This window comes from Pararhodobacter zhoushanensis (assembly GCF_003990445.1).
Taxonomy (GTDB): Bacteria; Pseudomonadota; Alphaproteobacteria; order Rhodobacterales; family Rhodobacteraceae; genus Pararhodobacter; species Pararhodobacter zhoushanensis.
In genome coordinates this window covers 201,107-225,660 of the sequence record NZ_REEZ01000007.1, presented here as the reverse complement: position 1 = coordinate 225,660, position 24,554 = coordinate 201,107, and the positions used below count along the sequence as shown (strand labels likewise).

21 protein-coding genes are annotated in these 24,554 nt (G+C 65.1%); 11 read left to right on the top strand and 10 right to left on the bottom strand.

Features of this window, described 5'->3' with window-relative positions:
* Positions 1 to 125: 125 nt before the first annotated feature.
* Both EAE28_RS16425 and EAE28_RS16420 read right to left on the bottom strand, forming a co-directional pair.
* A complete protein-coding gene (locus tag EAE28_RS16425; protein WP_164736671.1) occupies positions 126 to 1,814 on the bottom strand; it encodes a response regulator in 1,689 nt (562 codons plus the stop codon).
* A gap of 164 nt (positions 1,815 to 1,978) precedes the next feature.
* Complete coding sequence (locus EAE28_RS16420; protein ID WP_127108211.1) at positions 1,979 to 2,767, bottom strand: exodeoxyribonuclease III; 789 nt, start codon at positions 2,765 to 2,767, stop codon at positions 1,979 to 1,981.
* A gap of 71 nt (positions 2,768 to 2,838) precedes the next feature.
* On the opposite strand from EAE28_RS16420, the gene EAE28_RS16415 reads away from it, so the two are divergent.
* The gene (locus EAE28_RS16415) at positions 2,839 to 3,297 is read left to right on the top strand and encodes a hypothetical protein (RefSeq protein WP_127108209.1); all 459 of its coding nucleotides are present in this window, start codon (positions 2,839 to 2,841) and stop codon (positions 3,295 to 3,297) included.
* A 165-nt stretch (positions 3,298 to 3,462) separates the two neighbouring features.
* Here the strand turns inward: EAE28_RS16415 and EAE28_RS16410 are convergent, their stop codons facing one another.
* Positions 3,463 to 4,149 (bottom strand): response regulator transcription factor, encoded by a 687-nt coding sequence (locus tag EAE28_RS16410; RefSeq protein ID WP_127108207.1) that lies wholly within the window; start codon positions 4,147 to 4,149, stop codon positions 3,463 to 3,465.
* A gap of 171 nt (positions 4,150 to 4,320) precedes the next feature.
* Between EAE28_RS16410 and ribA the strand changes: the two genes are divergently transcribed.
* The 3 genes from ribA to EAE28_RS16395 are packed head-to-tail and all read left to right on the top strand — an operon-like array spanning position 4,321 to position 6,610.
* Positions 4,321 to 5,400 (top strand): GTP cyclohydrolase II, encoded by a 1,080-nt coding sequence (gene ribA, locus EAE28_RS16405; protein WP_127108205.1) that lies wholly within the window; start codon positions 4,321 to 4,323, stop codon positions 5,398 to 5,400.
* Positions 5,397 to 6,107 carry a hypothetical protein gene (locus EAE28_RS16400; RefSeq protein WP_127108203.1) on the top strand — a complete coding sequence of 237 codons (711 nt, stop codon included), beginning with the start codon at positions 5,397 to 5,399 and terminating at the stop codon, positions 6,105 to 6,107. The genes ribA and EAE28_RS16400 overlap by 4 nt, the downstream gene beginning before the upstream one ends.
* On the top strand, positions 6,107 to 6,610 hold the full coding sequence (locus EAE28_RS16395) for a L,D-transpeptidase family protein (protein ID WP_127108239.1): 504 nt from the start codon (positions 6,107 to 6,109) through the stop codon (positions 6,608 to 6,610). Before EAE28_RS16400 ends, EAE28_RS16395 begins: the two co-directional genes overlap by 1 nt.
* 108 nt (positions 6,611 to 6,718) lie before the next feature.
* Here the strand turns inward: EAE28_RS16395 and EAE28_RS16390 are convergent, their stop codons facing one another.
* The 4 genes from EAE28_RS16390 to EAE28_RS16375 form a co-directional block, all read right to left on the bottom strand.
* Positions 6,719 to 7,378, bottom strand: a complete 660-nt coding sequence (locus tag EAE28_RS16390) for a YggS family pyridoxal phosphate-dependent enzyme (protein ID WP_127108201.1) — start codon at positions 7,376 to 7,378, stop codon at positions 6,719 to 6,721.
* Between the two features lie 52 nt (positions 7,379 to 7,430).
* The gene (locus tag EAE28_RS16385) at positions 7,431 to 7,718 is read right to left on the bottom strand and encodes a hypothetical protein (RefSeq protein ID WP_127108199.1); all 288 of its coding nucleotides are present in this window, start codon (positions 7,716 to 7,718) and stop codon (positions 7,431 to 7,433) included.
* A 152-nt stretch (positions 7,719 to 7,870) separates the two neighbouring features.
* Entirely contained in the window at positions 7,871 to 8,764 is an 894-nt protein-coding gene (locus tag EAE28_RS16380) for a porin (RefSeq protein WP_127108197.1), read from the bottom strand.
* Between the two features lie 406 nt (positions 8,765 to 9,170).
* A complete protein-coding gene (locus EAE28_RS16375; RefSeq protein ID WP_127108195.1) occupies positions 9,171 to 10,205 on the bottom strand; it encodes a porin in 1,035 nt (344 codons plus the stop codon).
* A 467-nt stretch (positions 10,206 to 10,672) separates the two neighbouring features.
* Here EAE28_RS16375 and EAE28_RS16370 point away from each other — a divergent pair, with 467 nt between their 5' ends.
* From EAE28_RS16370 to EAE28_RS16350, 5 genes are all read left to right on the top strand, one after another.
* On the top strand, positions 10,673 to 11,167 hold the full coding sequence (locus tag EAE28_RS16370) for a DUF3576 domain-containing protein (protein ID WP_127108193.1): 495 nt from the start codon (positions 10,673 to 10,675) through the stop codon (positions 11,165 to 11,167).
* Between the two features lie 125 nt (positions 11,168 to 11,292).
* Positions 11,293 to 13,866: a leucine--tRNA ligase gene (leuS, locus tag EAE28_RS16365; RefSeq protein WP_127108191.1), complete on the top strand. Its 2,574-nt coding sequence runs from the start codon at positions 11,293 to 11,295 to the stop codon at positions 13,864 to 13,866.
* A complete protein-coding gene (locus EAE28_RS16360; RefSeq protein WP_127108189.1) occupies positions 13,853 to 14,350 on the top strand; it encodes a hypothetical protein in 498 nt (165 codons plus the stop codon). The genes leuS and EAE28_RS16360 overlap by 14 nt, the downstream gene beginning before the upstream one ends.
* The gene (gene holA / locus EAE28_RS16355) at positions 14,347 to 15,372 is read left to right on the top strand and encodes a DNA polymerase III subunit delta (protein WP_127108187.1); all 1,026 of its coding nucleotides are present in this window, start codon (positions 14,347 to 14,349) and stop codon (positions 15,370 to 15,372) included. The genes EAE28_RS16360 and holA overlap by 4 nt, the downstream gene beginning before the upstream one ends.
* A gap of 73 nt (positions 15,373 to 15,445) precedes the next feature.
* Positions 15,446 to 16,048, top strand: coding sequence for a glutathione S-transferase family protein (locus EAE28_RS16350; protein WP_127108185.1), 603 nt, complete (start codon positions 15,446 to 15,448; stop codon positions 16,046 to 16,048).
* Here EAE28_RS16350 and EAE28_RS16345 read toward each other — a convergent pair.
* Both EAE28_RS16345 and EAE28_RS16340 read right to left on the bottom strand, forming a co-directional pair.
* Positions 16,045 to 19,989 carry a translocation/assembly module TamB domain-containing protein gene (locus tag EAE28_RS16345; protein WP_127108183.1) on the bottom strand — a complete coding sequence of 1,315 codons (3,945 nt, stop codon included), beginning with the start codon at positions 19,987 to 19,989 and terminating at the stop codon, positions 16,045 to 16,047. The two genes, EAE28_RS16350 and EAE28_RS16345, sit on opposite strands and share 4 nt — an antisense overlap.
* A complete protein-coding gene (locus EAE28_RS16340) occupies positions 19,989 to 21,791 on the bottom strand; it encodes an autotransporter assembly complex protein TamA (protein WP_164736670.1) in 1,803 nt (600 codons plus the stop codon). Before EAE28_RS16340 ends, EAE28_RS16345 begins: the two co-directional genes overlap by 1 nt.
* A gap of 260 nt (positions 21,792 to 22,051) precedes the next feature.
* Here EAE28_RS16340 and EAE28_RS16335 point away from each other — a divergent pair, with 260 nt between their 5' ends.
* Complete coding sequence (locus EAE28_RS16335; protein ID WP_127108179.1) at positions 22,052 to 23,272, top strand: MFS transporter; 1,221 nt, start codon at positions 22,052 to 22,054, stop codon at positions 23,270 to 23,272.
* On the opposite strand, the gene EAE28_RS16330 is transcribed toward EAE28_RS16335, so the two are convergent.
* Complete coding sequence (locus tag EAE28_RS16330) at positions 23,269 to 24,150, bottom strand: LysR family transcriptional regulator (RefSeq protein WP_127108178.1); 882 nt, start codon at positions 24,148 to 24,150, stop codon at positions 23,269 to 23,271. The genes EAE28_RS16335 and EAE28_RS16330 overlap by 4 nt on opposite strands.
* Before the next feature lie 103 nt (positions 24,151 to 24,253).
* On the opposite strand from EAE28_RS16330, the gene EAE28_RS23825 reads away from it, so the two are divergent.
* Positions 24,254 to 24,430, top strand: a complete 177-nt coding sequence (locus EAE28_RS23825; RefSeq protein WP_164736669.1) for a hypothetical protein — start codon at positions 24,254 to 24,256, stop codon at positions 24,428 to 24,430.
* The last annotated feature ends 124 nt before the right edge of the window (positions 24,431 to 24,554 follow it).

Sequence of the window (24,554 nt, the reverse complement as noted above, 5' to 3'; positions counted from 1 at the left end):
TGATCTCCTCGTTCTTGGAGACCAGCAGACGTCAGATCGTAGCTTCCGTCACTGTCCGATTTTTGGGGAGCAGCTCACGGCCTCCAGTTCCGCCGCGCTTTCTCAGCTAGCTGCGTGGACGCAGGTCAGTCGCGCTCAGCCCCGAAAAGGTAGTCGAGCACCCCGTGCAACCACCCCATTCGGCTTGGATACGTGTCGGCAAGACGCCTGAAATGCGCTTTGCGGCGCTGGATAAACACCACAGCAAATCCGCCCGCGTACCAGCCAACCTTCGCTGCCTCGGCATCGTGCACTTTGTCCATTGAGCCGACATACCCGCGCACCGCCTGCCCACTCCTGACCTCGTCCAGCGCTTTCTCCGCAAGCGCACGCGTGACTTCGCCGGTCGAGGCAACAAGGCCTTTGCGCGTCCCCTCCGCGCTCTGGGGGTCAAGGGCGGCACGGACCTGCATGTCATAGATCTCAGCCACATCGCGGTCCGTGTCGGGGCTGGCCTGCAAATCCTCGTCCAGCGCCTCGAAGCTTTCGGCGGCACTGGCAGTGTTGTCCTCGCCCCCCGCCGCATCCTCCTGATACGCCGTCCAATCCGGAAAACGGTTGAGATAGGTCTGCAACTGCGCCGCGAACTGCCGCAACAACGGTTCGGCCCCGACCGGCAATTGCCCGCAGAACTCGCCATTTCCGGCCAAGGCAATAATCCCGCCACTCATCGCGCCGATCAGGATTGAATTTTCAGGATCGAACCGGTCCCCCATCGCCATGTCAAAGGCATCAAGGAACGCCCCCAGCGGATGATGGTTGTGCAGATTGAAGGCGCTGCCAAAGGTCGCGCGATACGCCCTGAGCGCCCGCCACCCGGCCTCGGCCCGGACCAACGGATCCGCCTTAGGCAGCGCCTTGCCCCCGGCCCTGACCAGCCGCCCACCGCTAATACCTGCCTGCAATGGAGCAGGACGTGTGGAAGGGGGCTGCGGGGCAACGAGTTCGTCGCGCAATGGCACTGAGTTGGGAGACGTGCGCCTGCCCCTATCTGCGATCAGTGACGAAAGTACTTCGCGCAACGGACCCATTTGCAACGGCTTTACCAAGCAATCATCGAAGCCCGCCTCATGATAGGTTTCGCGTTGATGCCACATCATGTTGGCCGCAAAACCGACTATCGGCAACATCTTGGTCGGTGCATTCGATCCTACAATAGAGCGTGCCGCCTCCATCGCACGGATTTCACGCATGACATCGATTCCGTCGCGATCGGGCATATTTATGTCGATGATCAAAAGGTCGAACGAGCTTGCCCTATAGGCCTCAATAGCTTCGTTGCCGCCACTTACCACGTGCGTCGTGACACCGAGTTGATGCAACATCGCCCTTAGGATCATGCGGTTAGTAGCGTTATCATCAGCTGCGAGCACCCGCATGCCTGTTATGTCGACGCTTTTGCCAGTCCCCGCCGGTAGCTTGGAGCCATCTTTTGTTGCGTCTATTTGTTGATGTTGCCCGCGCCTCTTCCCTTTTAGCTCCAGCCACAACTTAGTCAGAGCACTTAGTCCGCGTAGCGGAGACAGGTCCATGATACCTGTGCTTTCCAGCCTTAACTCTGTTAGGTTGGTCAGTCCCGTAAGTGGGGCCAAGTCTTTGACTTGCGTATGATCAAGGCTGAGGCTTTGGAGCGCTGTTAGTTCCGAAATCTCGCGCGGCAGTACCTTCAGCGCACGCGTGTCCTCGTGATCAAACGAAAGCCGCGTCGCCCCCTCGGCCTTCGCCTCAGCGATCAGCTCCTTCGCGCGTTCATAGGCCTTTTCCGCGTCGGTCATCGCTGGCCCTCCGACCGGCAGCATGGGGCAGCCAGACCACCCCCGCAAGCCCCCGCGCGGGCCCGTGTCCCCGGCCAAAACCCTAAGGACAGGTTAATCGCACCACCCAAGTGCTTGATTTTCAACGACCCGAGAAATCTCCCATCAGGGGACACCCATCCCCCTTACAGATCAAACGTCGCCAGCACCGGCGCGTGGTCGCTGGGCTGGGTCCAGCCCCGCACCGCCCGCAGGATCCGCGATGAATGCCCCGCCGCGCCGATATCCGCGCTGGCCCAGATATGATCCAGCCGCCGCCCCTTGTCCGCCGCATCCCAGTCCTTCGCCCGGTAGGACCACCACGAATAGAGCTGCCCCTCGGGCACGTCCTGCCGCGTGATGTCCACCCACCCCCCGGCGGCGCGGGCTTCCTCGAACGCCTCAACCTCGACCGGGGTATGGCTGACCACTTTCAGCAGCGCCTTGTGGCTCCAGACGTCGTCTTCCCGCGGCGCGATGTTCAGATCGCCGACAAGGATCGACCTGGCCGGCAGCGACTCCCGGAACCGGTCGCGCATCTCGGCGACGAAATCCAGCTTGTGACCGAACTTCTCGTTGATCGTGCGGTCCGGCTCGTCCCCGCCCGCGGGCACGTAGCAGTTGTGGATGACCACACCGTTCTCCAGCTCGGCCGCCACATGCCGCGCGTCGCCTTTTTCGCACCAGTCGATATGTCCCGCATCCCGCAAGGGCATCCGCGACAGGATCGCCACGCCGTTATAGCCCTTCTGCCCCCGCGCCACGATGTGACCATAGCCCAGCTCGGCGAACAGCTCGACCGGGATCTTGTCGACCGGGCTCTTGCATTCCTGCAGGCACAGCACGTCGGGGGCTTCTTCGGTCAGGAGTTTTTGAACCAGACCGGCCCGCAGACGGACAGAATTGATATTCCAGGTGGCGAGGGTGAAGGTCATGATATCTCCGTGGCTGATCCCATGGGTCTACACGTCCGCCACGCCCTGAGAAACCCGCTTGAGAGGCCGCCATGCCCGTGACCCGCCGTTTTCTGCTCGCCGCCAGCCTCGCGCTTGCGCTGCCTGCGCAAGCCGACACACCCGCCACGGTGACGCTGATCCGCGACGGCCAGCGGCTTTCGCTGTCCATCGACCCCGCCACGCTCGGTAATCGCTCGTCGTGGAATTCCTACGACGGCGTGCTCAGCGTGCATTTCCTTGCGTCAGGGCCCGAGGGCGACTGGATCATCGGGCTGGCCGTGGAGAACGGTCAGGGGCGCGACGGCACGATGATCCCGCCTGCAGGCGCGGCCCATGCCGTGTCCGATGTACAGATCGCCGTCCAGCGCGCGCGGGTGCAGGGCAATGATCTGGATCTGGCCGGGTCTGTCAGCGACCCCGCCACCGGCCTGCGTATCGAGTTCGCGCTGACCCTGCCGCATATCGACTTCGCGCCAACCCCCGGCCCCACACCCCAACCGGCCAAATAAAAGAAGGCCCGGGCGAGGGAGCCCGGGCCAGTCCAACAGGGAGGTTCGTGTCATAACCCCAACACGCGAGGGAGGGAGGGAGGAACACCCTGAGATCAAGTCTCGCTGACAGACATTAATCTGGGGTGAATCGGGCAACAAAACGACGCCCGACCTAATTTTTTTTTACGGCACCAGCCGATATCCACCGGGTTCGGTCACCAACAGGCGCGCGTTCGACGGGTCCGTCTCGATCTTCTGGCGCAGGCGGTAGATGTGGGTCTCCAGCGTGTGCGTGGTGACACCGGCGTTATAGCCCCAGACCTCATGCAGCAGCACCTCACGCGGGGCCAGTCCGTCCGGCGCGCGGTAGAGGAATTTCAGGATGTTGGTCTCTTTCTCGGTCAGCCGGATCTTGCGCTCTTTGGCATCGACCAGCATCTTCTGCGCGGGCTTGAACTGATAGTCGCCCAGCTGGAACACCGCGTTCTCGGACTGCTCATGCTGACGCAGCTGCGCGCGGATGCGGGCCAGCAGCACGGGGAACTTGAACGGCTTGGTGATGTAATCATTGGCGCCGCTGTCCAGCCCCAGGATCATGTCGGCATCCGAGTCCTGCCCGGTCAGCATCAGGATCGGGCATTTCACCCCCGCCTTGCGCATCCGCTTGCACAGCTCGCGCCCGTCGGTATCGGGCAGGCCCACGTCCAGAATGACCAGATCATACTGCTCATCGCGCACACGTTCCATCGCGGCGGCGCCATCGCCCGCCTCGAACGTATCGAAGTCTTCGGTTGCGACCAGCTGTTCCGCCAGCGCCTCGCGCAGGTCATCGTCGTCGTCGACGAGCAGGATCTTGTTCAGTTTCGACATTGCTTTGGCCTCAAATTCACAGGTCATTCACGGATTAAACTGTGGGCGCGGGCGGGTTTGTTCAAGCAAAGCCACGATTTGTCACGCGGTCGTGTCGGTTTACCGGGGAATGTTTCAATTTCCCCCGTCCTGTCTTACATCCTAGGGGCAAATGTTTCAGCAAGGCCCCTCATGTCGCTGACCCCCAGCCCGCTCGAACGGCTCAACCGTGCCCGCGCCGACCTGCGTATGGGCTTGCCCGTCGTGCTGACTGATGGCGCGTCCTCGGCGCTCGTTGGTGCCGCCGAGACGCTTGACGCCGCCCGCCTCGCCGATCTGCGCGCGATCGGGCAGCCGGTTGTCGCGCTGACCGCCCACCGCGCCGCGACGCTGAAGGCGCGCGCCTATGACGGCGATGTGGCGCGGATCGTGCTGCCGGGGGATGTGGGCGTCGCGTGGATCGAGGCGCTGGCCGATCCCGCCGACGACCTGACCCACCCGATGAAAGGCCCGCTCTTGTCCCAGCGCGACGGGCCGGCGGCGCTGCATCGCGCTGCCATCCGGCTGGTGAAATCGGCACAGTTGCTGCCCGCCGCCGTCGTGGTGGTTGCGCCCGCCGCTGCCGATCTGGCCAGCAGCCACAGCCTGACCACGCTCAGCGCCGAGGAAACCAACACCCCTGAGACCCGCCTCTCCCCCGTCATCGCCGCCCGCCTGCCGATGCGTCTGGCCGGGGCCGGACGGCTGCATGTCTTTCGCCCGCAGGACGGCGGGGTCGAGCATTACGCGGTCGAGGTAGGCCGCCCGATGCGCGACGCCCCGGTGCTGGCCCGGCTGCACTCGGCCTGCTTTACCGGCGATGTGCTCGGCTCGCTGAAATGCGACTGCGGCCCGCAGCTGCATGCCGCCTTGATCGCGATGCACGAAGCGGGCTCGGGCGTGCTCTTGTACCTCAATCAGGAGGGACGCGGCATCGGTCTGGCCAACAAGATGCGCGCCTATTCCTTGCAGGATCAGGGCTTTGATACCGTCGAGGCGAATCACCGGCTGGGGTTCGAGGATGACGAGCGCGACTTCCGCCTGGGTGCCGAGTTGCTCAAGAAGATGGGTTTCTCACAGGTCCGCCTGCTGACCAACAACCCGCGCAAGGTGGCGATGCTGCAGAAGGGCGGCATCGACGTGACCCAGCGCGTTCCGCTCAAGGTCGGCCAGACAGACGAGAACGCCGCCTATCTCGCGACCAAAGCCGCGAAATCCGGGCACCTGCTGTGAGCTGCGGCGTGGTGCTGGTGCTCGGCAGTGGCCCCAGCGCAAACCGCGCCGCTGACTGGCCCCGCGCGCCCTTCACACAGATTGTGGCGATCAACAACGCCTGGCGGGTGCGCCCGGATTGGGATTTCCTGATCCACCCCGACGATTTCCCGCCCGAGCAACAGCCCGCAACGCCGAGCGCGAGCCAGAGCATCATCCGCTCCGACGCCTATGTGCCGATCCAGAACGGCTATGGCGGTTTCGTCTATGCCGGCGGCACGATGAGCTTCACCGCCGGTTACTGGGCGCTTGGCGCGCTCAAACCGCGCGTGCTGGCCTATTTCGGCTGCGACATGGTCTATCCTGACACCGGCCCCACACATTTTTACGGCACCGGTACGCCCGACCCGCTGCGCAAGGACATCTCGCTGCGCAGCCTCGAGGCCAAATCCGCCCGCCTCATGCTCCTCGCCGCCGCGCAGGGCTGCGCCTGCGTGAACCTCTCGGACGACGAAAGCCGCCTCGTCTTTCCCCGCGCCACGCTGGACACAGTGGCCACTCTGCGCCCGATCACGCCCCCACCCCTCACCGCCGCGCTCGCGGAAGAGGCGCGGCTGGGCTACATCGTCGCGTCGGGCAAATACTGGAAAGAAGAATCCCGTTTCGATCCCGCCGCCGTCGATGCCCTCGATCAGCTCTGGTTCTCAACACTCAAAGCCGCCCCATGATGACCACCACCGATCTTGTCCTCACCCCTACCGGCCTGCGCTTTGCCGGGCGCACCCTGCCCTGTACCATCGGGCGCAGCGGCATCACCCGCGACAAGGTTGAGGGCGACCTGGCGACCCCTGCCGGCGAGCACCGCATCACCGGCCTGCTCTACCGCCCCGACCGTATCCCGGCCCACACCCTGCCCCGCTGGGCCACGCCGATCGGCCTTGGCGCCCTGTGGTGCGACGACCCCACACACGGTGCCTACAACCAACCCGTCCGCGCGCCACTCAACGCCAGCCACGAGACGCTGCGCCGCGCCGACCCGCTCTATGACCTGATCCTGATCACCGACTGGAACATGCACCCCGCTGTCCCCGGCAAGGGCTCGGCCATCTTCCTGCATACCTGGCGTCGCCCCGGCTACCCCACCGCCGGTTGCATCGCCTTCGCGCGCGCAGACCTCCTCTGGATCGCCCGACGCCTCACGCCCGGCGCGCGCCTGCTCGTGCGCCCCTGACCCCAACTTTATGCTGAAAATATCCCGGGGGGAGGCCGCAAGGCCGTGGGGGGCAGCGCCCCCCACGCGCGCTGAGGGGCCTCGATGGCCCCGAAGCGCGCCACCCGCTCACCCTTTTGGCGGAACCCGCTCGCCAAAGATCGCCGAGCCCACGCGCACATGGGTTGCGCCCAGCTCAACGGCGACCTCGAAATCATCCGACATGCCCATCGACAGCCCCTCCAGACCGTTCTGCGCCGCCAGCGCGGCCAGCAGGCGGAAATGCACTGCCGCGTCCTGATCCGCCGGTGGGATGCACATCAGACCCTTGAGCGGCAAAGACAGCGCACGAACCGAAGCGATCAACCGTTCCAGCTCGTCCGGCAGAACACCGGCTTTCTGCGGTTCAGCGCCGGTGTTCACCTGAACGAACAGCTCGGGGCACCGCCCCTCTTCATCGGCCAGACGGGCGATGGTCTCGGCCAGCTTCAGCCGGTCCACGGAATGGATCGCGTCAAACATGCTCACCGCAGCGCGGGCCTTGTTGGTTTGTAGCGGCCCGATCAGATGCAGCGAGATGCCCTCGAACCGCTCCTGAAACGCGGGCCAGCGGCCCTGTGCCTCTTGCACGCGATTCTCGCCAAACACCCGTTGCCCTTGGGCAAGCACGGATTCGATCCGCTCGGCAGGCTGCACTTTCGACACAGCGATCAGCGTGACCGACCCCTCGGCACGTCCGGCACGGGTTTCGGCGTCTCGCAAGCGGCTGGTGATGGCATCGAGTGTCATGGCGTCTCCGTTTTCGGACACCAAGCCACAGGCAGGCGTGAAAGGGAAGCCGTCAGTCCGTCGCGCCCAGACCGATACTATATGAGTCGCGGCTGGCACGTTCGCCCCGATCGGGGATATTGCCGACGACAACGCCCAGCTCGAACCGGAAGGTCAGACCGTTATCGGCGGTGTGGCTGAAGGTCGAGGTATAGCGCCCCTCATACAACGGCTGCGTCGTGCCAGTACCGTTTCCGGTGGCATGATAGGCAACGCCAAAGCGGCCTTCGATGTGATGCGACACCTCGGCAGCTGCAGGCGCGGCGCTCAGAATCAGGATCGCGGGAAGGAGACGACGCATCAACGGGGCTCTCTTTGTCTTGATGGTCAAGTTTACCACATCTGCGGGCGTCAGCGAAACAACCCGTGACGCCCTGCGCAATGATCCGCCGATCACAAAATGGAAAGAGCGGGCCAAGGCCCGCTCTTTTGCACTGTCAGTTGACTGACCGATCAGAACGTGAAGGCAACGCCGACAGAACCCGAGGTCACACCGCCGAAGACGTCGATGTATTCGGCACCGGCGGTCAGGGTCGCGCCGCCGCCCAGGTCGTAGCCATAGCTCAGGCCGTAGGTGTTGAGGCCGAAGATTTCGCCAACATAGCCGTAGGCGTGGCCACCGTAGACGTCGACCGTACCCGACAGGGACCAGTTGGTGAAGTTGTTGATGTCGGCGACCAGTGCGCCAACGCCCCACGAACCGCCATCGTAGTGACCCGAGATCGTCCAGAAGTCATTGGCGCTGCTGATGCGCGAGTCGCTGTAGCCTGCGGCGACAGTGATGGCGCCGAAGGTGTAGCGGCCCGCAACTTCGGTCGAAACGCCACGCTGGCTCGACAGGGCGACGGCATAGTCACCTGCGCTGTAGGTGATCATCGCCTGAGGGGCAGCGTTTGCACCGTTGGAGTTTTCGACGTGCGCAACGCGGTCCAGGAAACCGGTGTCACCGCAGATCTGGCCACCTTCGTAGCCGACACCGCAGCCGCCGAGCCAGCCATGCGACGTACCCGAGGTTGCGATAGCACCGTCAGCGTTGCCGAAGGTCAGGCGCAGGCCGTTCGATTCGACCCAAACGCGCGAACCCGAGAAGATGCCAGCACCAGCCGTGCCCGGCCAGCCCGAGCTCATGCGAGCGCGCGACCAGGCGCCGAAGGTCAGGCCGTGATCGGCTTCAACGGCAACGTTGAAATCGAGCGTCAGGCGGTTTTCCTGGGTCCAGATGGTGGTGCCAAACGCACGCAGCGCCTGAATACCCATGCGACCTTCGCCGGAGATGGTGACAGCCTGAGCGTTCGCGATCGTAGCGGTCGCGATCAGCATGGTCGAGGCGAGGAGGATCTTTTTCATGATGTACTCGTTTCGTGACAGTTGGTTTCTTTGCCTGAACTTTGTTTTACGCCTCTTGACCTTCGAACGGCAGCGCTTGTCTGTCGGGTCGGAAAAAACGACAAAACATGTTGCATTGCAGCAATAGTCGCATGCCCGCCCGACCTGAAACTGCCTGCGATAGCCGCAACGCACCTCTTCGGCCTGCGCATCTGCCGCTTGTATGGGCAGGCCGCCATACACCTGATTTTGCCCGACTCACATCAATCCCACGCGCGGTTGAGGAATCTGCTGGTGAGCGGCGCTTGGAATCGGAGGTCGTGCGCCACGTTCTTCATGAAAATCGCGCCGGATCCAAAAGGACCGGCGCGGCAAAAACAAAGAGCGGGCCGAAGCCCGCTCTTTGCCGATTCGGTGTTAAACCGTATCAGAACACGAAGGCAACGCCGACCGAACCGGTGGTGTGGTCGATACCCGAGCCGAACAGGTCGGTCGCGCGCTCAGCACCGACGGTGACGGTAGCACCACCACCCAGCGAGTAGGCATAGTTCAAGCCATAGGCAGTGCCGTCGAAGTAGTCACCGACGTAGCCATACATGGTGCCGCCGCCCAGCTGAACGCTGCCTTGCAGAGCCCAGTTGGTCCAGGACATCGGGCCAGCGATCGCAACCGGAGCAAGGCCCGTCGGGACGAAGCTGACGCTGTCCACGTTGATGCGAGCGACGATGACGGCAGCGGTCCAAGAACCACCGTTGTACGAACCCGAAATGGTCGTAACATCGTCAAGTGCAGCGGCCAGCGAGCCGCCTGCGATCGGCGGCAGGCCGTAGGTGCCGTTGGTGCCGTTGCCGTTCGAGTAACCCAGAGCGACGGTGAACGCGTCGAAGGTGCTGCGGATGCCGAACTCAGTCGCGGCGTTACGGCCATGCGACAGAGCGACGCGCGTCGAACCCATGGTGTAGTCGATACGAGCCATCGGAACGTCGTCAGAGCCGGTCGAGTTTTGGCCTTGCGACACGTTCAGAACGCCAGCGGTGTCAGCACAGATCTGACCGCCTTCGTAACCGACGGCACAACCGCCAGCATAGCCCATCGCGGTGCCAGCACCACGGATAGCGCCGTCTTGGTTACCGAAGGTCAGTTTCAGACCGTTCGACTCAACCCAAACGCGCGAACCCGAGAACACGCCCTGGTTTGCAACGCCGAGGCCGCCGGACTGCATGCGAGCGCGGCTCCAAGCACCGAAGGTCAGACCATGATCAGCTTCAACCGAAACGTTGAAGTTCAGGGTCAGGCGGTTTTCTTGGCGCCAGCTGTCTGCAGCGGTAAATCCACCGCCAGCAACACCCCAGTCGTCATACTGAATGCCCATGCGGCCTTCGCCGGTGATGGTCACAGCCTGAGCGTGGGCCAGACCGGCCGACAGCACCAGGGCGGTCGAAGCAAGAAGAATCTTGTTCATGGTTTCCCTCGTTTTTCAAAATCGTGCCCATCTTGTCAGCAAGCTGGGTCACAGCCTGTTTCCCGCCTTCGACCTTTCATTGCAAGTCGGCGGTCAGCGGCGTTCTAACTCTGACGTTTTGTGATGCAGATTTGCCACGCACGGTTTTGACCCCAGCAAAGCCTGTGACTACAAGCCCCTACCCCGTGCACCCCTTGCCCCGAACGCGCCGCAAACGTGGTCTGCCAGCGCTGATCCCGCGCCGGTGTCTGCCACACACATGAGTCGCGCAGGCGCACGGCTGTAACAGTCGGCGCGTTTGTTTGCCGATGCCGTGGCCGTTCCGGCCCCTGTGCCCGCAAATGCCTTGTTCGCGTGCCGCCCCTCGGATAGATAGGGCCGCGACTGGGCTGCCTTGCGCGGGATGATAGCGCGCAGGATCATGCGGCCGGACAAACACGCGAACCTCAAAAGGGGTGGACTTACGGATGGCGGCAAGATCGGCGGCACTGACGATGACGGCACTGGGCCTTTCGGTCGCGCTGGCCGGGTGTGGACTGGGCGGACGCGGCGACGCGGGCGACCAACGGACAGCCCGCGACTATGCGCTGGAAGAGCGGATGGCTGAGACCGGCTCGACTGCCTCGATCTGGGATCTGTTTGCCAGCCGTGAGGATCCCTCGACCGTTCTCACCGTGAACCGCTATATCTGGACCGCGTCGCTGGAAGTGCTCGACTTCCTGCCGGTTGAACAAATCGACCCGTTCTCGGGCGTGATCTCGACCGGGTTCGGCACGCCGCCGGGCGGTGGCCGTCCCTACCGCGCCACCATCGCCGTGACCGACGCCGCGCTTGATGCGCGCTCGCTCAACGTGGCGCTGGTCACGCGTAACGGCCCGGCCAGCGCGGAAACCGTGCGCGCTGTGGAAAACGCCATCCTGACCCGCGCCCGTCAGATCCGCATTCGCGAACTCGGCCTCTGAGCCGATTCGCCGGGCTGGAATCCCCGGCCCGGGCAGAGTAAGACACCGCCGGGCCCCGTGGCCCGGCTTTTTCATTTGCCCCGGCCCTTTCATTAGCCCCGGCCTTTCACCTGCAGGGAACCCTGATGTCCGCCCAGTCCGACGCCCGTTATTCGCCCAAAGAAATCGAACCCCGCTGGCAGCAGGCCTGGGATTCGGACGGCTGCTTTGCCGCCAAGGTCGATCCGGCGCGTCCGAAGTATTACGTGCTGGAAATGTTCCCCTATCCGTCGGGCCGCATCCACATCGGGCATGTGCGCAATTACACGATGGGCGACGTGGTCGCGCGCTACAAACGCGCGCAGGGCTTCAGCGTGCTGCATCCGATGGGCTGGGACGCGTTCGGCATGCCGGCGGAAAACGCCGCTATGGCCGAGGGCGGGCATCCGGGCACCTGGACCTATAACAACATCAAGGTGATGAAGGGGCAGATGAAGCCTCTGGGCCTGTCGATCGACTGGAGCCGCGAATTCGCCACCTGTGATCCCGAATACTATGGCCAGCAGCAGGCGCTGTTTCTGGACATGTACAAGGCCGGGCTGATCTATCGCAAAACCGGCATCGTGAACTGGGATCCGGTCGACATGACCGTTCTGGCCAACGAGCAGGTCATCGACGGCAAGGGCTGGCGCTCGGGCGCGGAAGTCGAGCGGCGCGAGAAAGAGCAGTGGTTCTTCAAGATTTCCGACTATTCGGCCGAGCTGCTTTCGGCGCTGGACGGGCTGGAAAACTGGCCCAACAAGGTAAAGCTGCAGCAACGCAACTGGATCGGTTACAGCCGCGGCCTGCAATTCGCCTTTGATCTGACCGCCCCGGCGGATGGCATCACCCAGATCGAGGTTTTCACCACCCGCCCCGATACCCTGCAGGGCGCCAGCTTTGTCGGCATCGCGCCCGATCACCCGCTGGCCAAGGCACTGGAAGCGCAAAACCCCGCCGTCGCTGCCTTCTGCGCCGAAGCCCGCAAGGGCGCGGCGACCGAAGAAGCCATGGCGACGGGCGAGAAGCTGGGCTTTGACACCGGGCTGACTGTGCAGCACCCGCTGGACCCCGACTGGCACATGCCGGTCTGGATCGCCAACTTCATCAAGATGGACTACGGCACCGGCGCTGTCTTTGGCTGCCCGGCGCATGACCAGCGCGATTTCGACTTTGCCACCAAATACGCGTTGCCCATCGTTCCGGTGTTCGTGGCGAAGGGTGCAGAAGAGGCCCCGCTGACCGAGGCCTATGTGCCCGAAGACAGCGAGTCAGTGCGCTATCTGCGCCCCATCGCCGGGGAGCCCGAGCAAACCGCCGATCAGGCTGTCGATGCGGCGATCAAGCTGTGCGAATCGCGTGGCATCGGCAAGGACACCACCATGTACCGCCTGCGCGACTGGGGCTTCAGCCGCCAGCGCTATTGGGGCTGCCCGATTCCCTTCGTGCAATGCGACACCTGCGGTCTGGTCCCCGAGGCCAAGGAAAACCTGCCGGTCCGCCTGCCTGACGATGTCACGTTCGACAAACCTGGCAACCCGCTGGACCGCCACACCGCGTGGCGCAGCTGCACCTGCCCGGAATGCGGCAAGCCCGCGCTGCGCGAAACCGATACGATGGACACCTTCGTCGATTCGTCGTGGTACTTCGCGCGCTTCACCGCGCCGCATGCCTCGACGCCGACCGATCTGGAAGAAGCCGACTACTGGATGAACGTCGACCAGTATATCGGCGGGATCGAGCATGCGATTCTCCACCTGCTCTATTCGCGCTTCTTTGCCCGCGCGATGCACAAGACCGGCCACCTGTCGGCCAAATCCATCGAGCCGTTCAACGCGCTGTTCACGCAGGGCATGGTGACGCACGCGATCTACCAGACCCGCGATGCGCAGGGCCGCGCGGTCTATCACTATCCTGAAGAAGTCGAGCTGCGCGACGGCGCGGGCTTCCTGAAGGACGGCAAAGAGGTCGAGATCATCCCCTCGGCCAAGATGTCCAAGTCCAAGCGTAACGTCGTCGACCCGGTCGCCATCATCGACCAGTTCGGTGCCGATACCGCGCGGTGGTTCGTGATGAGCGATTCGCCGCCCGAACGCGACGTGGAATGGACGGCCTCAGGGGCCGAGGCGACCTATAAGCACCTGAACCGCGTCTGGACGCTGGGCGACAAGATCGCCGCCCTGCCCGCCGATGCGCCCGGTGAAGGCGACGACGAGCTGATGCGCGCGTTGCACCGCGCCATCGACGACGTGACCAAGACCATCGAGGGCTTTGCCTTCAACAAGGCCATCGCCAAGCTCTATGAACTGACCAGCATCCTGTCGCGCACCAAGGCCTCGGCCAAGGCGCAAAAGCAGGCGGGCCGGGTTCTGGCGCAGCTGATGGCCCCGATGACCCCGCATCTGGCCGAAGAGCTGTGGCACCGTCTGGGCGGTGCCGGGCTGGTGACGCAGGCGCAATGGCCACAGGCCGACCCGGCGCTGCTGGTCGATGACGTGATCACCCTGCCCGTGCAGTTCAACGGCAAACGCAAGGCCGAGATCACCGTACCCAAGGACGCCAGCAAGGAAGAGGTTGAAAAAACCGCGCTGGCCGACCAAGCTGTGATCAAGGCTCTGGCGGGTGCCACGCCGAAGAAAATCATCGTTGTCCCGGGGCGGATCGTGAATGTCGTTATCTGACCGACGCAAAGTACTGGCGGGTCTCGGGGCGCTTGCGCTGACCGGGGCCTGCGGCTTTCGCCCGGTCTATGGCGATGGCGGCGCGGGCCGCGTGCTGCGCAACGCGGTGCGGGCCGACGATCCGGTCAGCCGCAGGGACTATCAGTTCCTGCACGCGCTGGAAGAAACCCTTGGCCGCCCCACGGCCCCCCGTTTCGCGCTGGCCTATACCATCGCCGTGCGCGAGGTTGGTCGCGGCTCGGTGGACGATTTCGGCACAACCCGCGTCCAGCTGTTCGGCACCGTCGATTTCACCCTGACCGACATCACCAGCGGCACCGTTCTGGCGCAGGATCAGGTCTTGGCGACCGGTGTCTATTCGACCACCGGCACACAACTGGCGACCGCCACCGCCGCCGAGGACGCTGATCTGCGCCTGATGCGGATGCTGGCCGATTCGCTTGCCACGCGGCTCTACACCGAGCCGGGTATCCCGTCGGCATGAAACTCTCGCCCCGCGATGCGGAGGGTTTTCTGGCCCGTCCCGACCCGCGCGTGCCAGCCCTGCTGATCTACGGCGCCGATGCGATGCGCGTCAGCGAAAAGCGCGCCAAGCTGGTTGCCACGATTGTCGGCCCCAAGGGCGACGCCGAAATGCGGCTGACCCGCATGCCCGGCAGCGATCTGCGCAAAGACCCCTCTGCCGCCGTCGACGCCGCCAAGGCGCAGGGCTTTTTCCCCGGCGCACGGGCTGTGGTGATTGACGAAGCCAATGACCACGCCGTCACCGGCCTGAAAGCCGTGCTCGATGAATGGGCCGAAGGCGACGCCATGCTGGTGATCACTGCCGGTCAGCTCACCCCCGGCTCAAAGCTGCGCAAGCTTTTCGAGGGCGACAAGCGCGCGCGGGTGCTGGCGATCTATGATGACCCGCCGGGCCGGGCCGAGATCGAAGGCATGCTGCGCGCCGAAGGTCTGGAGAGCGTGCCGCAGGACGCGCTGCGCGATCTGGTGGCGCTGGGGCAATTGCTGGAGCCGGGCGATTTTCGCCAGACGCTGACCCGCATCGCGCTCTACAAGCTCAGCGACAACGAACCCCTGACCACGGCTGAAATCGCCATGCTCGCCCCGCAAAGCAACGAGGCCGAGATCGACGATATCCTCGACGCGCTGGCCGAGGGGCGCATGGCCGATCTGGCACCGATTCTGTCGCGGCTGGCGGCGCAGGGTGTGCAGCCGGTCGCCGTCTGCATCGGTGCCGCGCGTCATTTCCGCATGCTGCACGCGCTGGTCAGCGCGCCGGGCGGGCCGTCGCAGGCGATCCAGTCGCTGCGCCCGCCGGTCTTTGGGCCGCGCCGAGACAAGCTGCTGCGTCAGGCGCAGAACTGGTCGCTGTCGCGCGTCGAGGACGCGCTGCGCGATCTGACCGCCACCGACCTGATGCTGCGCTCGTCCACCCACGCGCCGACGCGGGCACTGGCCGAACGCGCGCTGATCCGGCTGGCGCGGATGGCCGGACGGCGCTGATTACGCTGCGACGGGCTTGCCGCCCCGCCCGGCCCATGTCTTCATGCGCGCCAAAGCGAATGGAGGATCGCCAATGACCACCCCGAATTACACCCTGATCGGTGCCGCTGGCACGCGCGCCGGTCGCGCCCTGTGGATGCTTGAGGAACTGGGCGTGCCCTATGAGCACCTCAGCGCCAAACCGCACGAGGCCTCGGTCACCCAGCATTACCCGCGCGGCAAAGTCCCCGTGCTGCTGGTCGATGGCGAGCCGATCACCGATTCTACCGCGATCATCCAGTATCTTGCAGATGCCCACGGCCAGTTCACCGCCCCCGCGGGTACCATCGCCCGCGCGCGGCAGGATATGCTGTCGCAATGCGTTCTGGACGAGTTCGACGGCGTGCTCTGGACCGCTGCGCGCCACAGCTTCATGCTGCCCGCCGAACAGCGCGTCGCCGGGGTCAAGGAATCCCTGCGCTGGGAGTTCAACCGCAACCAGACCAGTCTGGCGCAGCGGTTGGGTGATACGCCCTTTGCCACGGGGAACGAGTTCACCGTGACCGACATCCTGCTGGCGCATTGTCTGGTCTGGGCGCGCGCTGCCAAGTTCGAGATCAACGAGCCCTATCTTGTCAGCTATTTCGAGCGCATGACCCAGCGTCCCGCGTTCAAACGCGCGATGGCCAAGGGTTAATAGTCGCGCTCGAAAAAGATCCCAAGGCCCGAGCCGCCCGACGAGTCGGCTCGGCCCCGCAGGGTGATGTTCGAGGTGAGATCAAGGTTGATCGTCACCTCGCCCTCGCCGGTGCTGTCGACGCTCACATCCGTATAAAGCCGCTCACCGATATGCCGCCCGGCGCGCAGCTGGGTGTTGCCTGCGTCGTTGACGGTAAAGTCCAGATCGTCCAGTCCCAGCGCCTGCCGCGTGCGGCTGATGATGGAATTGTCCGAGCGGCCCGTCAGCGTCGCCACCGACATCGCCAGCTGCGCCGCCTGAAACGGTGACAGCGAGGTCAGCGCCTGCCGGAAGATCAGCCGCGCCAGCACCTCATCCTGCGGCAGCTCGGGCACAGACGAGAAGGTGATCTCAGGACTATCGGCCTGCCCCGACAGCGTGACCGAGGTCAGCACCCCGTCGCTTTCGGTCGTCGCGGTCAGGCGGATGAAGGGCATGAAGCTGCCCACCATGCTGGCCGACCCGTCGGTCAGGTTAAAGCGGTTGCCCAGCAGATCCAGACGGCCCCGGAGCAGGTTGAAAGTGCCCGCCGGCACCACCCGTCTGGTGGTGCCGCCCAGCTCCAGCGTGCCGCCCAGTTCTGCGTCCAGCCCGCGCCCGCGCACGAACACCCGGCCCGGCGCATTCAGCCTCAGATCCAGCCGCATCGGCACGGGTGCCGGGCCAAGCCGGGTGCCCGTGGCAATGCCCGCGTTGATCCGCGTCTCGCGGCTGGCAGCGTCTTCTCCGACATGCACCAACCCTTGCAGCCCCATCCCGGCGCGTCCCAGCGGCGAGTTGGGAATGCTGATCTCGGCCTGATTGACGTTGACCTCACCGGTGACCAACGGACCGCGGGCCAGCGGCCCGATCAGCCGGACAGCGCCGGAAATGCTTGCCTCGAACAGTTGCGGTTGCTGCACGATCAGCTCGTTGACGCGCACGGCCAGATCCGCCTCGCGCGCACCGTCCAGACGGATACGCCCCGAAATCGACGCGTCACCGCCCGACAGGGACGTGCCGCTCAGGTCAATCTGTGCCGACAGCCCGTTGACCTGTGCGGTGGCGTCGATGTTGCGGAACGCCACGCCCACGGCGGGCAGTGAATAGCGCCCGTCCGACAGGCTTGCGGTGACCCGCAGGGCATTCAGCCCGATGGGGCCGTTGACGGTGCCATCGAAGCGGATAAGCCCCGAGACCGAGGCCGGTTCCAGTGACGGGTTCAGCAGCACGCTGTCCAGCCCGCCGTTCATCGCCAGCTGCACCGTGAAATCGTCGTTCACGCGGCCATTGGCCCTGACATTCAGCGCCGAGGGGCCTGCCAGCTGCGCCGTGACGCCATAGCCGGTGTCGCCCGCCGTGCGCGTCACAGTGGTGTCCAGCGTCACGCGACCGCCGATGCCGGGCACCACCCGTCCGATATTGTCGATCACCGCATTGACCGCAAACCGCGCGGCGCCATCGGCTTGCTGCAACCCGCTGATCGTCGCCTGCAAGCCGTCCGAGGCGAGCTCGGCTTCGTCGATGCGCAGCCCCCCCTCCGCCGTCGTCGTGGCGCGCGCCTGCACCGTCAGACCGTCACCGATCAGCGAATCCACTTGCGCGATGCCGGTCGCCAGCGGCCCCGATCCCAGCACCGAGAGCAGATAGCGCGTGGTGCCGTCCTCACCTGCCAACTGCGCCCGCGCCGAAATCTGGCCGCGTCCGCCCGCGTTCAGCGCCGCCATCTCAAGCCGGTTCAGCGTCACCGCCACATCGGGCGCATCCGCCGACCAGCGGCCATCGGCGCTCAGGTCCAGACGCGGGCCGATCAGCGTCAGATCCACGATCTGCGTGACGCCGTCCTGCATCACCACATCGGCGTGCAACTGGTTGGTGCCGGTGAACATCCCGCCCAGCACGCCCGCTGCCGGCAGATCCGCCAACGCGAGGTTCTCGACCGAGCCGTCCAGCCGCACCCGCACGGTGCCGCTGGTCGTGCTCAACCGCGACTCCAGCGCCAGTTGTCCGCCATAGCCCTCACCCAGCCGCGCCAGATTGCGCACGATCAGCGAGGCGGTCAGATCGGTCCCGGTCGGGTCCAGTCGGCCCTGTGCCGTCACCTCGGCCGTGCCCGCGACAACCGAGAAGCCGCGCAATTCGGTGCCTTGGGTATCGCGGCGCAGCGACACCGAGATGCCCGATTGTCCGGCCAGCAGCGCGTCAGCCTCGGCGATATCGACCGACAGATCGGTGGTGGTCAGATCCGCCGTGAGATCCAGCGCGCCGGTCAACGGGTTGGCGCTGCCCTGCACCGTGGCCAGTGCGCTGCCGCCCAAGGGGCGTTTTGCAAGGGCCGAGAAGGCGGCCAGATCCGGGATTGCCAGCTCTGAGTAACCGGTGAAGTTCAGCCCGTCCAATTCCCCATAGGCAGTCAGCGACACGGTGCTGCCTTCAAAGGACAGGCCGGTCAGCTCGACCGGCTGCCCTGCGCCGAGCCAGTTCAGACTGACCAGTCCGAACACCTCGCTCCCTACAGCCTGTTGCATCGCCGGGTCGTCAGCTTCGATCCCGCGCGCGTCAAATTCAAACACACCCTCGAACATTGGCACCGGATCGCTGCCCGGCAGCGGCGTGCCGCTGGTGGCGTTCAGCCGCCCGCGCCCGTCCAGCGTGGCACCGCCCAGCATCATCGTCGGCAGATCCAGCGTGTCGATCTCGGCCCGCACGGTCCAGTCGCGAGAGATGCCTTCGTCATAGTGAATATCCAGCGTGGCGCGCTGAAGATGTGCCGACCCCGAACTGCCCGGCAACAGCACCGGCTGACCATCGGCGCGCTCGATGCCCGCCGTCAGCTGCACGCGGCGCGGCAGCCCCTGGGGGCTGATCGCGGCACTGCCGTTGAGCTGCATCGCACCGGTGGTCACCGACAGCTCGGACAGGTCCAGTTCCCCTTCTTCCGAGCGCGTGCCGGTCGCCCGCAGGGCAGAGCGCGCGCCAAAGAAAGGGTGCAGATCGGCGGCCAGCAACGGGCGCAGATCGCCGGTGATGTCCACCTCGAACCCGCCGCCATCCATCACGCTGGTATCGGGCGAGGCATCCACGACAGTCACGCGCCCCGTCACCCGCTCTTGCCCGTCCGTCGCCAGCGCCAGGTCGGCCTCGAACGTGTTGAGCGGGCCTTCGCCTTGCAGCGACAGGCCCAGCGCCGGACGGTCGGGAATGCTGAGCATGGTGGCGACGATGCCATCGCCCCCCTCGGTCAGCGACAGATCCAGCGTCAGGATGCGCGTTTCATTGTCGAAGCTGCCTTGAAAGCGGAACGCCCCCTCTTGTCCGTCGGTGCGATGCGCCTCGAAACTGGCGTTGCCCTGCCGTCCGGCCAGTTGAGCCGCACCGGTCAGGGTGAACTCGGCCTCTTGCCCGATGACCGGCGCGGCCAGATGCACCAGCCCGGCGCGGACCGTGCCGATATTCACCGAGACCGGCAATTCGGGCAGTGAGAAATCCTCGCGCGCGGTCGAGCTCGGCAGCGCCGGATCGGGCGTGGTCGAGCCGGGCACGCGGAACAGGTCGATCCGCTCGGCGCTGAGTTCGTTGATCTCGACCCGTCCGCTCAGCAGGGCCGAGCGGTTCCAGTCCAGCACCACATCGGTCAGGGTGATCCAGATGCCCTCGTCGTCCGAGATGCTGATCTCGCTGATCGTGGCCCGCGATGACAGCGCGCCCTGAAAGCCGCGGATGCGCACATTGCGGCCCGCGTCCGACAGCACGTCCTGAAGCATCCCGGCCAGAACGCCGACATCCTCTTGCGTGTCGGCCATCGCCGGGGTCGCGGCCAGCGTCACCATCGCCATCAGCACGGCAACCCAGCCGCGCATTTGGTGTTTGATGCGCCCGAACCGTGTCACCGCAACATCACGCTTTGCGGTTTGGCCCATCAAAAAGCCTGTCCGATACCAAGATAAAGCTGCACATTATTCCCCGTAACACCGGCATTGCGCCGTATCGGCACGGCCAGATCCAGCCGCAGCGGGCCGATCGGCGTGGCATAGCGAATGCCCGCACCGCCGCCCGCCTGCCAGTCGGTCTCGCCGGAAAAGACACCGGACGATACCGCGCCTGCATCCGCAAACGCGACGACCGAGAAGGTATCGTTGATCCGCACCCGCAGTTCCGCCGACAGCCCGGCAAAACCGCGCCCGCCAGAGTCGGTGCCGCCGCTGGTCACGCCCAGCGATTGATACGGCAAGCCGCGCACGGTGCCGCCGCCGCCCGAATAGAACAGATAGCCGCGCGGCGTGGCGTCGATATCCGGCCCGATCACCGCGCCCAGTTGCGCGCGTCCGGCCAGCACAAAGCGGCCCTCGCTGCCCAGGTCATGATAGGTCCGCGCATCAAAGCGCAGGCGCAGCCCGCTTTGCGCCTCGGCAAAGCCGAGATAGGGCATCGCCTCGGCCCAGACGTAATGGCCATCCGTTGCGTTCAGGGCCACGTCGCGGGTGTCATGCGTGACCGTGACCGGAATGCCAAAGGTGCCGAAATCACGGCTGGTGCCGGCAAAATCCGCGCTTTCAAAGCGCAGGATGAGCCCGGCGGACGCGCGCAGCGCATCGCTGTAGCGGCGGACCAGCGTGGCATCCGCTTGAAACGCGTCGGCCTCGTAGTCGCGCTCGTTCAGGCGGACAGCGTTGAGGCCCAGCTCCAGATCGGTGTCACGGTTCAGGGTGGCTGGCCGCGTATAGCGCGCATCCAGCGTATAACCCAGCCCGCCGACCCGCGCCGCGATACCGTCAACCGCCGCTTCCAGCCGCAGCCGCTCGGCCCCGCCCAAAAGATTGCGGTGCAGCCAGAAACCGCTGAGCCGCCCGCCAGATTCTGAGTCGATCTCGGCGCCGAACCCGATACGCCGGGGCGGAGCCTCCTGCACCAGCGCGGTCACATCGACGGTGCCGTCCGGGTTCGCCGTTTCAGCGGTGTTCAGCACGACTGAGGCAAAAGCCCCCGTTTGCCGCAGCCGCGTTTCGGCATCGGTGATGTCTTCGGGATTGTGAATCGCGCCCCGCTCGAGCCCGGCGATATCGACGATCCGCTGAGGCCGCGTGCGTTCTTGCCCCTGCGGCACCACCGTGCCGATACGCAACTGCGGGCCGGGCGTCAGAGTCAGTCGCACATTCAGCTGGTTGCTGTTGTGGTTGGCGACAACGCGCTGATCGGCAGCAGCAGCCAGCGCATAGCCCTGCGCACGCCACGCATCCAGCGCCGCGGTGAGCGCGGCGCGCACCGTGGTGCTGCGGGCAGGCTGGCCGGTGGCGAAATCTTCGGGCAGGACGGTTCCGGCGATCAGCGGCTCGACCGACACCTCACCAAAGGTGAATTGGGGGCCAAGGACGATATCCACGACGATCCGGTCAATGGTGGTGGGGTTCGACAGCGGCGCGATATCCGCCGCCTCGCGCCCGTCGACGCGCACATGGATGGTGGGCGCGAAATACGCCTGCTCATACAGCAGCCCGATCAGCCGCCCGTATTCCGCGCGCGCGGCGGCCATCAGGTCCAGCGGCGCCGTGCGCTCGGCCTCTTGCGCGGTCAGCAAAAGCGAGCTCGCGCGCAGGGTTTCCATCAGCGAGTCGCTGGCACCCTCAGCGTTAAAGTCAATGGATTCAAGGGCTGTTGCGGCCTGCGTCGTCGCGCCAAGACCCAACACAGCCATCAACGCCGCAGCCATCAGCCTGCCGCGCATGCCAAACTGTCCGAGTCGAGCCCGATGCCTGGCGGCGCGCGGGTTCGCCCGCCGTCCTGCCGTCGCGTTTGTCACGCGCATTCCTCGCTGTACCGCCGTTTTGGAAGATGTCGCACAAAGGCCCCCGTCGCTCAACAGTGAATGCCGTGATCAGGCGCCAAGCCGCGCGCGCTGGCGCAAATACGCCGCAATTCAGCGAAACCCTTGACAGCAAGCGTCCTCGCGTTCACGTCCATGCTACACCTGTGTAGGATCGGATCATGGCGGACACCACTGTTTCTTCCGGCGCTGCGGCGCCTTCGGCTGCCGAAGCGGTTGTGCAAACCCAGTACATGGTGATCCTGTCCATCGCGCTTTGCCATTTCATCAATGATGTAATGCAGTCCGTCCTTTCGGCCAGTTATCCCCTCCTCCATGACGAATTTGCGTTGAGCTTCACGCAAATCGGCCTGATGTCGCTGGCCTTCATGGGCACCGCCTCGGTCCTGCAGCCTATCGTGGGCACGTTGACCGACCGTTACCCGTTCCCGCAATCGCTGGCTGTGGGCATGGGCAGCACCATGCTGGGCCTGCTGTTGCTGGCCAATGCGCCCTCGTATCCCTACCTGCTGGCGGGTGCGGCGATGATCGGTATCGGCTCGGCGGTCTTCCACCCTGAGGCAAGCCGCGTCGCCCGCACCGCCGCCGGTCGCCGGTTCGGCACCGCGCAGTCGATGTTTCAGGTCGGCGGCAACATGGGCCATGCGGCAGGACCGCTGCTGGCCGCCTTCATCGTCGTGCCCTCAGGGCGCGGGTCGGTGGCGTGGTTCGCTGCGCTGGCGCTGGTCGGGATTGCGATCCTCAGTCAGGTCGGCCGCTGGCAGGCCCGCCAGAACCGCGCGGCTAAACGCAGGCGTGCAATCATCGACCACGGGCTGCCGCGCAGCCGGGTGGTGCTCACCATCACCCTGCTGGCCTTCCTTGTGTTCACCAAGAACGCCTATATCGCCTCGATCAGCTCGTACTACACGTTCTTCCTGATCGAGAGGTTCAACCTGACCACGCAAGAGTCGCAGATGATGCTGTTCATCTTCCTTGCGGCCTCGGCCTGCGGGGTGATCTTTGGCGGGGTGATCGGCGACAAGATCGGCACACGCACGGTGATCTGGGTGTCCATTCTGGGCGTTCTGCCCTTCACGCTGGCGCTGCCCTATGTCGGTCTCGTCGGCACCGGGATCATGACCGTCTTCATCGGCCTGATCCTGTCCTCGGCCTTTCCCGCCATCGTCGTCTTCGCACAAGAGCTGGTGCCGGGCCGCGTCGGACTGATTGCCGGTGTGTTCTTTGGCCTGTCTTTCGGCATCGGCGGGATTGCCGCCGCCGCGCTGGGGCTGGTCGCTGACGACAAGGGGATCGAGTTCGTCTACAAGATCTGCGGCTTCCTGCCAGCGCTCGGCATCCTTGCCGCCTTCCTGCCGCGCCTGAACCGCGACCCGGCCTAAGCGCCGGTCCGCGCGGCGCGCCTTAGCCACGACAGGAATACGCGCGCGCCGGGCGAAGGCGGCTCGTTGCGCGTGATGATGTAATAGCCCAGCCCCTCGGCATCGCCCTCATAGAGCGAAACCAGCTGGCCCGTTGCCAGATCCGGCTGGACCAGCGCCATCGCCTGAATGGACATACCCAGACCGGCGCGTACGGCGCTCAATACCATGCCGTTGTTCGCCATCTCGCGCGCGCCAACCTTATCGAAATCGGCGCCGATGGCCTTGCCCCAGACCCGCTGTTCGGACGAAGCGGTCGAGAAGAACCAGTCATGCGCGGTCAGCTTGTCCAGATCGGCCAGCGAGCGCACCTTGGTATAGCCGGGTGCCGCCACGACGGCGAAGCGGCTCAGATCCAGCGGCTCGCTCTGGACGCCGGGCCATTGCCCCGCGCCGAACCGGATCGCCAGATCCACCCCGTCGCGGCGCAGGTCGGTCAGGGTGATGCCGGGCACCAGCCGCACCTCGATCTCGGGATGCGCCGCCCAGAACCCGCCGATGCGCGGCATCAGCCACGCTTCGGCAAAGGACGGGGTCAGCGCCACCACCACGGGCCGCGCCACGCGCCGGTCGCGCAGCCGGGTGACGCCCTCGGCAATACGGGCAAAACCCTCGCCCAATGCAGCGGCCAGTTCATGCCCGGCCTCGGTCAACACCATCCCCTGCCCTTCACGCCGGGCGAGCGGCTCGGCGAACTCGCTCTCCAGCGCGCGCAGGTGCTGCGAGACCGCCGCATGAGTCACGTTCAGCTCGCGCGCCGCCGCCGACAGGCTGCCATGCCGCGCCAGCGCGTCGAAGGCACGCAGCGAGGCCAGTGAGGGGATGTCTTTCCAGTCCATGCCTGATGTTAGCACAGCTTACAGGTTGAAAACCATCCGAACTTCGTCCTGCAGCAGTTTCAAGGCATAACGGGAGCATCAAAACACTGGCAGGAGAGCCCCCATGTTCGGCATCATGAATTCCATCATCCGCGTCGCAACCCGTTCTGACGCGCCCTCGCAGCCCTATCAGCCGATGATCCACCCCGCTGACTGGCGCGACCGCGATGCGATCGAGCGCAGCAGCCGCCTGCGCACCGAGCGTCGCGATCCGCTGTTGACGGCGATCACGCGGACGTAAGCTGAGCTGCGGCGGTCACCACCGAAACCGGACGCAAGGGCACAGAGGTCGCGCGGCGACGTCGAAACCCTTGCGTAACCGCGTTTGGGCGCTGCCATTGCTGTAAAGGGGGCGCAGTGCTATC